The organism is Pseudomonas sp. P4_C4 (assembly GCF_056402055.1).
The window spans coordinates 1-12,486 of the sequence record NZ_JBFUID010000073.1 but is presented as its reverse complement, the minus strand read 5'-3'; the positions used below and the strand labels follow the sequence as shown (position 1 = coordinate 12,486).

The following is a 12,486-nucleotide window of genomic DNA, read 5'->3' as shown; positions in this document are numbered from 1 at the left end:
CTACACCGATCTCTGTAGGAGCTGCCGAAGGCTGCGATCTTTTGATCTTAAAGCGGTTTGCTACCGATGCTGACACCCAAGGTGTGGCTCGCGCCCGCTGCGAGCGTCACCACATCGCCCATCACGTTCGCCGTCTCGATGCACAGCATGCGTTGCCAGCCGTCATCGGCCATGTCACTGAACGCAGCGGCGCGGTCGATCCACGGGTTCCAGATCACCGCCGTACGCGAGCCGGTGCTGGTCAGCACGATGCGCCGTTCCCAGGCAGGATCGACGATGCTCAACTGCGGTGGTGCATCGAGATAGATGCGATCGGTCTCGCCGGTAAAACGCAGATCACCGGACTGTTGCTTGGTTTTCCAGTCTTCCAGGGTTTCGATGTAGCTCAAGCCATCCACACCTTCGACATGCACCTCGCGCACATCGCTGACGGCAAAATAACTGTGCAACGCCTGGCTGATGCTGACGGTTTCGGCGCCCCGGTTGTGGCTGGTCAGCTGGATGTGCAATTGCTCGTCGAGGCGAATGCTCAACGTCAAATCCACCTGGTGCGGCCAGCCGGGAAAGCCGCCTTCGGGGTAGGGCAGGAGGAATTCGACCTTCAGGCTTTCGCCTTCGGCTTCTATGCCGCCCAGCTCCCAATCCATCGCTCGCACGAAGCCATGAGCCGACGGCGCTTCATTGCTGGTGTGCATCGCCTGAACGCTTTGCGGGTTGCGCGCAAAGTTGCCGAACCACGGCCAGCACACCGGCACGCCGGCACGGATGCTCTTGCCGGTCTTGAACACGGCCTCGTCGTTGAGCCAAATCAGCGGCGGCTGGCCAGCCAGTTGATAGCTGAGGATGTGTGCGCCTTGCTGGGCCACCAGTAATTCGGCCTGACCGTGGCGGATGCGCCAGCAGTTCAGTTCATCCAGTTTTACGGCTTCAACATTGGGCGTGCTCATGGGACAGCTCTCGATCAGTAAAGTGGACGACTATCGACCGCAAAACGGTTGCCAGGTTTAGCGAGCCCGAGGCGGAACCGAACGGGTGCGACCGCTGCCGTCGATGGCAACGAACACAAACACCGCTTCGGTTACTTTACGCCACTCGCTGGACAGCGGATCGTCGCTCCAGACCTCGACCATCATCTTGATCGAGCTGCGACCGATTTCCAGGGCCTGGGTATAAAAGGAGAGCTGCGCGCCCACCGCCACCGGAACCAGAAATGCCATGCGGTCGATCGCGACGGTGGCAACGCGTCCGCCAGCGACCTTGCTGGCCATCGCGGTGCCTGCCAAATCCATCTGCGCCACCAGCCAGCCGCCGAAAATATCGCCAAAGCCGTTGGTTTCGCGAGGGAGCGCGGTGATTTGCAGGGCCAGGTCGCCTTGCGGGATCGGATCTTCTTGTTCGAGCTCTATCATGCCGGGGGTGCCTCTGACCCGTGACTCTTCGTTGGTATTGCTGGTGGTAGCCGTCTTCGGGAAAAACGATTCAGCACCGAACATACTACGTTCGTCACGTTTTCCATAAGGCGCCTAAAGGGAAACTCTGCGAAATCGCCTATGAACCTGACAGGCGTTTTCGCACAGCAACCCCTCAAAAACCGGAGCAAGGTTTGAGTATATCGGTCGGTAGACTCCGCGACGACCGTCCGGTTCTCATTTTGACTGTCAAAAACGCACATCTATGTGCTTTTTCGAACAATTTGCTATCGTGCCGGACCTGCCCAAACCTCAGCCAGCGTTGTTGAGGTTGCAGATCCGACTATAAGAGAAGCCCTTGCCATGACCACAGCGCCCTCGAGCATCGCGCAGCCAGAGCAACCCGCACGCCCGCTGACCCGCAACGACTACAAGACTCTATCGCTGTCTGCCCTGGGCGGCGCGCTGGAGTTCTACGACTTCATCATCTTCGTGTTCTTCGCAACGGTGGTGGGCAAGCTGTTCTTCCCGGCGGACATGCCCGAGTGGCTACGCCTGATGCAGACATTCGGCATCTTTGCCGCCGGCTACCTGGCACGGCCGCTGGGCGGCATCGTGATGGCGCACTTCGGCGACCTGCTGGGCCGCAAGAAAATGTTCACCTTGAGCATTTTCATGATGGCCGTGCCGACCTTGATCATGGGTTTGTTGCCGACCTATGCGCAGATCGGCATGTGGGCGCCGATCCTGCTGCTGTTGATGCGGGTGATCCAGGGCGCCGCCATTGGCGGTGAAGTGCCGGGGGCGTGGGTCTTCGTTTCCGAACACGTTCCGCAGCGGTATGTCGGCTACGCCTGTGGCACCCTGACCAGCGGCCTGACGGCGGGCATCTTGCTCGGCTCGCTGGTCGCCACGGCGATCAACAGCCTCTATACCCCGGTGGAAGTGTCGGATTACGCCTGGCGGATTCCGTTCCTGCTGGGTGGCGTGTTTGGTCTGTTCTCGGTGTACCTGCGTCGCTGGTTGCACGAAACCCCTGTGTTCGCCGAGCTGCAACAGCGCAAGGCCCTGGCCGAAGAAGTGCCGCTGCGGGCGGTGCTGCGTGACCATCGTGGCGCCATCGCCATTTCGATGCTGCTGACCTGGCTGCTGTCGGCCGCCATCGTGGTGTTGATCCTGATGACCCCGACTGTGTTGCAGACGGTCTATCACTTCTCGCCTACCACCTCCCTGCAGGCGAACAGCGTGGCGATCGTGTTCCTGAGCTTTGGCTGCATCATTGCCGGCGCACTGGCCGATCGCTTCGGTGCGGGACGAGTCTTCGTGATCGGCTGTACCGCGCTGCTGGCCAGCTCCTGGACCTTCTATCACAGTCTGGCCGACCATCCCGACTGGCTGTTCCCGATGTATGCCGTGACCGGTCTGTTGGTCGGCACCATCGGCGCGGTGCCGTACGTGATGGTCAAAGCGTTCCCGCCGGTGGTGCGCTTCAGCGGCTTGTCGTTCTCGTACAACGTTGCCTACGCGATTTTCGGTGGCCTGACGCCGATGATCGTCAGCCTGTTGCTCAAGGAAAGTGCGATGGGACCTGCTTATTATGTGGCGGTGCTGTGTGGGGTGGGGATTCTGGTAGGTGCATATCTCTGGAAGAAGGGCCGCTGACAGCGAGCGATCACAGCACTCCTCACATCTACAGTTACAACTGAAAGGCCAGCCTTCTTAGCGGAGTGCTGGCCTTTCATCCAATTGTCATATTTCAGCCATAGAGTGTTCACACGGCCTGCTGATACTTGGCCCCGAATAACACACCCTATCTGCTAGGAGTAAGGCATGAAACTGAAGCGTTTGATGGCGGCAATGACTTTTGTCGCTGCTGGCGTTGCGACTGCCAACGCGGTTGCCGCTGTTGACCCTGCTATCCCGAGCTACACCAAGACCACTGGTGTGTCGGGCAACCTGTCCAGCGTTGGTTCCGACACTCTGGCCAACCTCATGACCCTCTGGGCCGAGAACTACAAAAAAGAATACCCGAACGTAAACATCCAGATTCAGGCCGCTGGCTCCGCCACTGCGCCACCTGCGCTGACTGAAGGCACCTCCAACCTGGGCCCGATGAGCCGCAAGATGAAGGACACCGAACTGGCTGCCTTCGAGCAGAAGTACGGCTACAAGCCAACCGCTATCCCGGTTGCCGTGGACGCCCTGGCTGTATTCGTACACAAGGACAACCCGATCCAGCACCTGACCATGGAGCAGGTCGACGCGATCTTCTCGTCCACTCGTCTGTGCGGCGCCAAGACCGAAGTCAAGACCTGGGGCGACCTGGGCGTGACCGGCGACCTGGCCAACAAGCCGGTTCAACTGTTCGGTCGTAACTCGGTATCCGGCACTTATGGCTACTTCAAAGAAGAAGCCCTGTGCAAAGGCGACTACAAGCCAAACGTGAACGAACAACCAGGTTCGGCTTCGGTCGTTCAGTCGATCAGCTCCTCGCTGAACGGCATCGGTTACTCGGGCATCGGCTACAAGACTGCTAGCGTGAAAACCGTTGCTCTGTCCAAGAAGGGCAGCACCGAGTTCATCGAAGACACCGAAGAAAACGCCCTGAACGGCAAGTACCCGCTGTCCCGCTTCCTGTACGTATACGTGAACAAAGCTCCGAACAAGCCTCTGGCCCCGCTGGAAGCCGAGTTCGTGAAACTGGTTCTGTCGAAACAGGGTCAGGAAGTTGTAGTGAAAGACGGTTACATCCCACTGCCGGCCAAAGTAGCTGCCAAAGCTCTGGCTGACCTGGGTCTGGCGGAAGGCGGCGCTGAAGTCGCAAAAAAGTAACAAATTGAGTCTAGAGTGACCCCCTCTGGACTCACATGGGGGTGGCAGGAGCCGCCCCCATACACCTCTAATTCTCTATCCGCTGCTGGTTACCGCCAGCGGCGGATTTGTTGCGTCACTGCACTGTCATCTTTCTGTCATACAGGATCGCTAGGGTGTGCGAATGAATGATCTGGCCAATTCCAACATGACTACTAATCCCCCCAAGCGAATTGATTTCAATACGCCTGAGTTGCAACGCAAGCGCCGCATTCGCGCGCTCAAAGATCGCCTGACCCGCTGGTACGTCCTCGTTGGCGGCCTCGCTGTGCTGGGCGCGATCACCTTGATCTTCTTCTTCCTTGCCTACGTCGTCGCGCCGCTGTTCCAGGGTGCCAGCCTGACCGCCAAGGACGCCATCACGCCAGCCTGGATGCAAGACGCCGGCAAGCCGCTGATGATCTCCCTGGAAGAACAGAACCAGGTTGCGATGCGGGTTTCTGACAAGGGCCAGGCATTGTTCTTCGACATCGACAGTGGCGCTGAATTGAAGCGCGTCGATCTGCCGATTCCGGCCGGCACCACCGTGACCTCCATCGGTGAAGACCAGCCAGGTCACCCGCTGGTGGCTGTGGGGCTTTCCAACGGTCAGGCCCTGGTGTTCCGCCACACCTATAAAGTCAGCTACCCGGACGGCAAGAAATCCATCACACCGGCCATCGAGTACCCGTATGGCGAAGCGCCAATCGCGGTGAACGAAGCCGGCGGTGCGCTGGAGCACGTCAGCCTCAACGCCAACGACTCGACCCTGATGCTGGTTGGCGCCACCGGTTCACAACTCAATGTTCTGTCGCTGACCAGCGAAGAGAACATGATGACCGGCGAAGTCACCAACGAGCAGAAGCGCATCGAACTGCCGCAGATGAACGAGCCGGTGAAAAACATCTTCGTCGACCCGCGTCAACAGTGGTTGTACGTGATCAACGGGCGTGCCCAGGCCGACGTGTTCAGCCTGCGCGACAAGAGCCTCAACGGTCGCTACAAACTGGTGGAAAACGGCGAAACCGAAGTCACCGCCAGCACCCAGCTGGTGGGCGGTATCTCGCTGATCATCGGTGACTCCAAAGGTGGCCTGGCCCAGTGGTTCATGGCTCGCGACCCCGATGGCGAACAACGCCTGAAGCAGATCCGCACCTTCCAGATGGGCACCACGCCTATCGTTGAAATCACTGCCGAAGAACGCCGCAAGGGCTTCGTTGCCCTCGACGCTTCCGGCAAGCTCGGCGTGTTCCACAGCACCGCCCACCGCACCTTGCTGGTGGAACCGGTCGCTGAAGGCCAAGGCGTTTTCGGTCTGTCGCCTCGCGCCAACCGCGTGATCGTGGAAGCCGGCGGCAAGTTGCACCCGCTGCTGCTCGACAACCCGCACCCGGAAGTCTCGTGGAGCGCACTGTGGAGCAAGGTCTGGTACGAGAACTACGACGAGCCTAAATACGTCTGGCAATCGACCGCCGCCAACACCGACTTCGAACCCAAGCTGAGCCTGTCGCCGCTGACCTTCGGTACCTTGAAAGCCGCGTTCTACGCCATGCTGCTGGCCGCTCCACTGGCCGTTGCCGCTGCGATCTACACCGCGTACTTCATGGCTCCGGGCATGCGCCGCAAGGTCAAGCCGGTGATCGAGCTGATGGAAGCGATGCCGACAGTGATCCTCGGTTTCTTCGCCGGTCTGTTCCTCGCGCCCTATGTGGAAGGGCATTTGCCCGGCATCTTCAGCCTGCTGATGTTGCTGCCGATCGGCATTCTGGTCGCCGGTTTCACCTTCAGCCGCCTGCCTGAGTCGATCCGCCTGAAAGTCCCGGATGGCTGGGAAAGTGCGCTGCTGATTCCGGTGATCCTGTTTGTGGGCTGGCTGTCGCTGTACATGAGCCCGTTCATGGAGAACTGGTTCTTCGGCGGAGACATGCGCATGTGGATCTCCCACGACCTGGGCATCACCTACGACCAGCGCAACGCCCTGGTGGTCGGTCTGGCCATGGGCTTCGCGGTCATCCCGAACATCTATTCCATCGCCGAAGATGCCGTGTTCAGCGTGCCTCGCGGCCTGACCCTGGGCTCCCTGGCCCTCGGTGCCACGCCGTGGCAGACCATGACCCGCGTGGTGATCCTCACCGCCAGCCCGGGCATCTTCTCGGCGCTGATGATCGGCATGGGCCGTGCCGTCGGTGAAACCATGATCGTGTTGATGGCCACCGGTAACACCCCGGTCATGGAAATGAACCTGTTCGAAGGCCTGCGCACCCTGGCAGCCAACGTCGCGGTGGAAATGCCCGAATCGGAAGTCGGCGGCAGCCACTACCGCGTGCTGTTCCTCTCGGCGCTGGTGCTGCTGTTGTTCACCTTCGTCATGAACACCCTCGCGGAACTGATTCGTCAGCGTCTGCGCAAGAAATACTCGTCGCTTTAAGAAAGGTAGAAGTCTGTGAAACAGAACTCCCTGAAAGGATGGTTCAAGAGCGGCGCCCCCGGCGTCTGGATCAGCGGTGGCGCGGTGTCCATCGCGGTCATCATGACCATTGGCCTGCTGGCAGTGATTGCCGTACGCGGCCTGGGTCACTTCTGGCCGGCGGATCTGATCCACGCCAGCTACGACGTGCCGGGCCAGGGCCAACACCTGGTCATTGGCGAAGTGGTGCAGAAAGAAGAAGTGCCACGCGCCCGCCTGAAGAGCGCCGGCCTGCCGGTGCCTGACGAAGGCCCGGAGTTCATGACCCGCGAGCTGATCAAGGTCGGCAACCGTGACCTGAACGGCAACGACTTCACCTGGATCGTCGGCGAGTGGCTGACCAACCAGACGACGCCGCCGGAGCTGATGGCCATCGAGCGTCGCGAGTGGGGCAACTTCTACGGTTACCTGGTCAACGTCAAACAGGATGGCAAAGTCATTGCTGAAGGCGAAGCGGCATGGCCTGAGCTGCAGGCCCGTGTCGACCGCGTGAACAAGCTGGCTGCACAGCTCAAGAGCCTGGAAAAAACCGATATCGGTGCGATCAACGCCGGTCTCGAGCGCATCCGTTTGCACGGTCGCAAGCTTGAACTGGATGGCAAACTCGACGCCACTGCACAAGCGGACATGGAATCGGAGCGCGCCGAACTCAATGCTCGCTATCAGGATGTTGAAGCGCGTCTGAGCGACCTGCACGCGCAGTTCAACCGCGACAGCCTGACCGCCCGCGATGCAAACGGTAAGGAAATCGAAATCGGCATCGGCAAAGTGGTTCACGCCTATCAGCCGAACGCCATGAGCACGACCACCAAGATCGGTTTCTACTTCAGCAAGGTCTGGGAGTTCCTGAGCGACGACCCGCGTGAAGCGAACACCGAAGGCGGGATCTTCCCGGCCATCTTCGGCACCGTGATGATGACCCTGATCATGGCGATGATCGTGACCCCGTTCGGCGTGCTGGCGGCGGTGTACCTGCGTGAATACGCCAAGCAGAACGCGCTGACCCGGGTGATCCGCATCGCGGTGAACAACCTGGCAGGTGTTCCGGCCATCGTTTACGGCGTGTTCGGCCTGGGCTTCTTCGTCTATGTGCTGGGTGGCTCGCTCGACCGTCTGTTCTTCCCGGAAGCCTTGCCGGCACCAACCTTCGGCACACCGGGTCTGCTCTGGGCCTCGTTGACCCTGGCGCTGCTGGCGGTGCCGGTGGTGATCGTGGCCACCGAAGAAGGCCTGGCGCGGATTCCTCGCACCGTGCGTGAAGGCTCGTTGGCCCTCGGCGCGACCAAGGCGGAAACCTTGTGGAAGATCGTGCTGCCGATGGCCAGCCCGGCGATGATGACCGGCATGATCCTCGCCGTGGCCCGCGCCGCGGGTGAAGTGGCGCCGCTGATGCTGGTAGGTGTGGTGAAACTGGCGCCGTCGCTGCCGGTGGACGGTAACTACCCGTACCTGCACCTGGACCAGAAGATCATGCACCTGGGCTTCCACATCTATGACGTCGGCTTCCAGAGCCCGAACGTCGAAGCCGCGCGGCCACTGGTGTACGCCACGGCGCTGCTGCTGGTGCTGGTGATCGCCACGCTGAACCTGTCGGCGGTGTACATCCGTAACCACCTGCGCGAGAAGTACAAGGCGCTGGACAGTTAAGCAAGGTCGGCGCGGTCCCTTGTGGGAGCTGGCTTGCCTGCGATGGCATCACTGCGGTGTTACTGAAAAACCGCATCGTCTGCATCGCAGGCAAGCCAGCTCCCACAGGGACCGGCGTCAGACATAGATTTTGGGTAACCTGCTGGCCCGATCACGAGGCCAGCGGAAAACGAACCGAATTTGTTAGCACAGGGAGCCTCCCATGCAGCACGAAGCACATACCCACGGCATCAACATGTCGGCGCTGGGTCGCGACAAGCAGAGCCTGAACCTCGAGCAGGAAACCGTAGCCATCGAAGTGCCGGGCCTGAGCCTGTTCTACGGCGACAAACAAGCGCTGTACGACGTCAGCATGAACATCCCGAAACAGCGCGTGACCGCCTTCATCGGCCCGTCCGGCTGTGGCAAGTCCACGCTGCTGCGTACCTTCAACCGCATGAACGACCTGGTTGACGGCTGCCGTGTCGATGGCGCGATCAACCTGTACGGCAGCAACATCTACCGCAAGGGCGAAGACGTGGCCGAGCTGCGTCGTCGCGTCGGCATGGTGTTCCAGAAGCCCAACCCGTTCCCGAAAACCATCTACGAAAACGTGGTTTACGGCCTGCGCATCCAGGGCATCAACAAGAAGCGCGTCCTCGACGAAGCCGTTGAGTGGGCGTTGAAAGGCGCGGCACTGTGGGACGAGGTCAAGGACCGTCTGCACGAATCGGCACTGGGCCTGTCCGGTGGTCAGCAGCAACGTCTGGTGATCGCCCGCACCATCGCCGTGGAGCCGGAAGTGCTGCTGCTCGACGAACCGTGCTCGGCACTCGACCCGATCTCCACGCTGAAAGTCGAAGAGCTGATCTACGAACTGAAATCCAAGTTCACCATCGTGATCGTGACCCACAACATGCAACAGGCGGCGCGGGTGTCCGACTACACAGCGTTCATGTACATGGGCAAGCTGGTCGAGTTTGGCGACACCGATACGCTGTTCACCAATCCGGCGAAGAAGCAGACCGAAGACTACATCACCGGTCGCTACGGCTAGCAGTTGCCACAAGCCGCACGCTTCAAGCGGCAAGTAAGAGCGGTTCGGGTACGACACACATCAGCTTGCAGCTTGTAGCTTGCAGCTCACAGCTTTTGCGGAGCAGACAACATGATTTCTAAGGAAGGCCTTACACACCACATCTCCCAGCAGTTCAACGCCGAACTGGAGGAAGTGCGCAGCCACCTCCTGGCCATGGGCGGGCTGGTCGAGAAACAGGTCAACGACGCGGTGACCGCGCTGATCGAGGCCGACTCCGGCCTGGCCCAGCAGGTGCGCGAGATCGACGACCAGATCAACCAGATGGAGCGCAACATCGACGAGGAATGCCTGCGCATTCTGGCTCGTCGTCAGCCGGCGGCTTCCGACCTGCGCCTGATCATCAGCATTTCCAAGTCGGTGATCGATCTGGAGCGCATCGGTGACGAAGCGACCAAGATCGCCCGTCGCGCCATCCAGCTGTGCGAAGAAGGCGAAGCGCCGCGTGGTTATGTGGAAGTGCGCCACATCGGTGACCAGGTACGCAACATGGTCCGCGATGCACTGGACGCCTTTGCCCGTTTCGACGCCGAGCTGGCCTTGTCGGTGGCGCAGTACGACAAGATCATCGACCGCGAATACAAGACTGCCCTGCGTGAGCTGGCCACCTACATGATGGAAGATCCGCGTTCCATTTCGCGGGTTCTGAGCATTATCTGGGTGCTGCGTTCGCTGGAGCGTATCGGCGACCACGCGCGCAATATCTCGGAGCTGGTGATCTACCTGGTACGCGGCACCGACGTGCGGCACCTGGGGCTCAAGCGCATGAAGGAAGAAGTTGAAGGAACCAGTGGCGAAAGCGCTAATGTTCCGGGCAAAACTGACGATAAGTAAGGTTGCCCAAGTAAAGCGCCCGGCCTTTTGGCCGGGCGTTTTTGTTTGCGCTTCACGAATTCGAAAAGCAGCACCCGCGAACGAAAAGTCCGGCGTGACTGAAGGTTTTTGGCAATGTGCCATCAGCAAGGCGGTATGCTGGCCGGGATTTTTTAAAGGGGTGGTGGATGAGTAAGGTCAGTGTGTTGGTCGTGGACGACGCGTCGTTCATTCGTGACTTGGTGAAAAAGTGCCTGCGCAATTATTTCCCGGGCATGCGGATCGAAGACGCGATCAACGGCAGAAAGGCCCAGGCCATGCTGGCCAAGGAAGCCTTCGACCTGGTCCTGTGCGATTGGGAAATGCCGGAAATGTCCGGCCTGGAATTGCTGACCTGGTGCCGTGAGCAAGACAACCTCAAAGCCATGCCCTTCGTGATGGTGACCAGCCGTGGCGACAAGGAGAACGTAGTCCAGGCGATCCAGGCCGGAGTTTCCGGTTACGTCAGCAAGCCGTTCACCAACGAGCAACTGCTCACCAAGGTCAAGCAGGCGCTGCACAAGGTCGGCAAACTCGATGCCTTGATCAACGTAGCCGCGACCAAAACGAGTCCGGCATTCGGTAACGACTCCCTCGCCGCCTTGACCGGTGGCAAGGCGCCCGTCGCCATGGCAACGGCCGCACCCGCACCGTCCAAAGGCTTGCTCAACAGCCCGCCGGTCAAGGCGCCTGCGGCCTCTTCGGCACCCACCAGCGGCCGTAGTCAGGGCCAGTTGCGCTTGCCGAACGGCATCGCGCAATGCGTGATCAAGGCCTTGAGCCTCAAGGAAGCCCTGTTGGTGGTCAAGCGTACCGAGACCCTGCCGCAGATCCTCGACAGCGCCGTGCTGGACCTGGAGCAGGGCGACAATGCCGAAATCGCCCGCCTCAACGGCTATCTGCACGCCGTCGTGGCCCACGAACCGAAGCCCGACAGCGACTGGCTGCAACTGACCTTCCGCTTTGTCGATCAGGATGCGCAGAAGCTCGATTACATCTCGCGCCTGATTGCGCGGGGTACGGCGCAGAAGCACTTCATTCCCGGCGCGTGATCTTCGTCGCTTGTGAAAGATCGCAGCCTTCGGCAGCTCCTACAGGTTTATGTGTACACCTGTAGGAGCTGCCGAAGGCTGCGATCTTTTGATCTTGTCTCTTTGAAACAACTGTCGACTACTCGGGTCCATTGCAGCTGCTAGGCTCAATCCCAGGCCTCACTCGACAGAATCCTTGCTCATGTTCACGCGCCTGCTGTTTTTATGTGGCCTGTTCATGGTCGCCACCTCGGCCATGGCCATGACCATCTACAAGTCCAAAGACGCTTATGGCGTGGTTTCCTACAGCGACCGCCCCAGCAAAGGCGCCCACGTGTTCGTTTTTCGCGATGGCATGGTCGAGCACCTTGAGCGTCAGGTGCGCCTCATCATCATGAAGAAAAATGGCGTGCACAGCGTGTACGTGCGTAATGACCTGTATGCGCCGGTAGAGGTCGAATTGAGTTTTGCCGGGGTGAAGAATGCCAGCGGTGCGCCGGGGCGGACGATTCGGCGCGTGATACCGCTGCGCAGCAGCGTTCGCCTGGCGCAGCTCACGGAAACTAAAGGTGGGAGGCCCCTCGCGTACGTCCCGAAGTTCAAATACTCCCTGGGCGACCCCTCAGGGCCCACGGTGGGCTATCGGTACCCGTTGCCCTGGCGTGGCGGACCGTTCCGGATCAGTCAGGGCGCCAATGGCCCCTATAGCCACTTCGGCCCCAAGAGTCGTTACGCCATAGACATCGCGATGCCAGAGGGTACGCCGATCATCGCCGCGCGTGGCGGCGTGGTGGTGAAAACCGAAAATCGCCAGAGCGGGCGCGGCACCGATGCATCCGGCAATTTCGTGCGGGTGTTGCACGATGACGGGACCATGGGCGTTTACCTGCACCTGAAGAAAGGCTCGGTCTGCGTTCGGGAAGGTCAGCGGGTACAGGTGGGCAGCGCCTTGGCGCTGTCGGGCAACACCGGCAACAGCACCGGGCCGCATTTGCACTTCGTGGTGCAGCGCAATACCGGGCTGGGGCTGGTATCGATTCCATACCAGTTCAACCAGCCGGTGGGTGCGTTGCCCAACTTTGCGTTGGGCAAGCAGTGAAGCCTTGAAACAAAAGATCGCAGCCTTCGGCAGCTCCTACAGGGTCATGTGTACAC

Annotated in this window: 10 protein-coding genes; 8 read left to right on the top strand and 2 right to left on the bottom strand. The window is 60.2% G+C overall.

Going from position 1 to position 12,486, the window contains the following annotated elements; translation table 11 throughout:
* Positions 1-47: 47 nt before the first annotated feature.
* Both AC1DXW_RS27165 and AC1DXW_RS27160 read right to left on the bottom strand, forming a co-directional pair.
* Positions 48-947: a D-hexose-6-phosphate mutarotase gene (locus AC1DXW_RS27165; protein WP_477752245.1), complete on the bottom strand. Its 900-nt coding sequence runs from the start codon at positions 945-947 to the stop codon at positions 48-50.
* A gap of 57 nt (positions 948-1,004) precedes the next feature.
* Positions 1,005-1,409: an acyl-CoA thioesterase gene (locus AC1DXW_RS27160; RefSeq protein ID WP_007942704.1), complete on the bottom strand. Its 405-nt coding sequence runs from the start codon at positions 1,407-1,409 to the stop codon at positions 1,005-1,007.
* 363 nt (positions 1,410-1,772) lie between these two features.
* On the opposite strand from AC1DXW_RS27160, the gene AC1DXW_RS27155 reads away from it, so the two are divergent.
* From AC1DXW_RS27155 to AC1DXW_RS27120, 8 genes are all read left to right on the top strand, one after another.
* Positions 1,773-3,071, top strand: coding sequence for an MFS transporter (locus AC1DXW_RS27155; protein WP_477752246.1), 1,299 nt, complete (start codon positions 1,773-1,775; stop codon positions 3,069-3,071).
* Positions 3,072-3,239: 168 nt separating this feature from the next.
* Positions 3,240-4,241, top strand: a complete 1,002-nt coding sequence (locus AC1DXW_RS27150; RefSeq protein ID WP_007992839.1) for a phosphate ABC transporter substrate-binding protein PstS — start codon at positions 3,240-3,242, stop codon at positions 4,239-4,241.
* 412 nt (positions 4,242-4,653) lie between these two features.
* Positions 4,654-6,687: an ABC transporter permease subunit gene (locus tag AC1DXW_RS27145; RefSeq protein WP_477760700.1), complete on the top strand. Its 2,034-nt coding sequence runs from the start codon at positions 4,654-4,656 to the stop codon at positions 6,685-6,687.
* A 15-nt stretch (positions 6,688-6,702) separates the two neighbouring features.
* Positions 6,703-8,373, top strand: a complete 1,671-nt coding sequence (gene pstA / locus AC1DXW_RS27140) for a phosphate ABC transporter permease PstA (protein WP_477752247.1) — start codon at positions 6,703-6,705, stop codon at positions 8,371-8,373.
* A gap of 202 nt (positions 8,374-8,575) precedes the next feature.
* Positions 8,576-9,409 (top strand): phosphate ABC transporter ATP-binding protein PstB, encoded by an 834-nt coding sequence (gene pstB / locus AC1DXW_RS27135; RefSeq protein ID WP_477752248.1) that lies wholly within the window; start codon positions 8,576-8,578, stop codon positions 9,407-9,409.
* 111 nt (positions 9,410-9,520) lie between these two features.
* On the top strand, positions 9,521-10,282 hold the full coding sequence (gene phoU / locus AC1DXW_RS27130; RefSeq protein WP_046038908.1) for a phosphate signaling complex protein PhoU: 762 nt from the start codon (positions 9,521-9,523) through the stop codon (positions 10,280-10,282).
* A 167-nt stretch (positions 10,283-10,449) separates the two neighbouring features.
* Entirely contained in the window at positions 10,450-11,352 is a 903-nt protein-coding gene (locus AC1DXW_RS27125; protein WP_477752249.1) for a response regulator, read from the top strand.
* A 181-nt stretch (positions 11,353-11,533) separates the two neighbouring features.
* Positions 11,534-12,430, top strand: coding sequence for a peptidoglycan DD-metalloendopeptidase family protein (locus AC1DXW_RS27120; RefSeq protein WP_477752250.1), 897 nt, complete (start codon positions 11,534-11,536; stop codon positions 12,428-12,430).
* Positions 12,431-12,486: the final 56 nt, after the last annotated feature.

Excerpts from the sequence above, each read along its gene's own strand:
- pstB (WP_477752248.1), top strand. The coding sequence starts at position 8,576 with ATGCAGCACGAAGCACATACCCACGGCATCAACATGTCGGCGCTGGGT.
- AC1DXW_RS27125 (WP_477752249.1), top strand. The coding sequence starts at position 10,450 with ATGAGTAAGGTCAGTGTGTTGGTCGTGGACGACGCGTCGTTCATTCGT.
- AC1DXW_RS27150 (WP_007992839.1), top strand. The coding sequence starts at position 3,240 with ATGAAACTGAAGCGTTTGATGGCGGCAATGACTTTTGTCGCTGCTGGC.
- AC1DXW_RS27160 (WP_007942704.1), bottom strand. The coding sequence starts at position 1,409 with ATGATAGAGCTCGAACAAGAAGATCCGATCCCGCAAGGCGACCTGGCC.
- AC1DXW_RS27155 (WP_477752246.1), top strand. The coding sequence starts at position 1,773 with ATGACCACAGCGCCCTCGAGCATCGCGCAGCCAGAGCAACCCGCACGC.
- AC1DXW_RS27145 (WP_477760700.1), top strand. The coding sequence starts at position 4,654 with ATGCAAGACGCCGGCAAGCCGCTGATGATCTCCCTGGAAGAACAGAAC.
- phoU (WP_046038908.1), top strand. The coding sequence starts at position 9,521 with ATGATTTCTAAGGAAGGCCTTACACACCACATCTCCCAGCAGTTCAAC.
- AC1DXW_RS27165 (WP_477752245.1), bottom strand. The coding sequence starts at position 947 with ATGAGCACGCCCAATGTTGAAGCCGTAAAACTGGATGAACTGAACTGC.
- AC1DXW_RS27120 (WP_477752250.1), top strand. The coding sequence starts at position 11,534 with ATGTTCACGCGCCTGCTGTTTTTATGTGGCCTGTTCATGGTCGCCACC.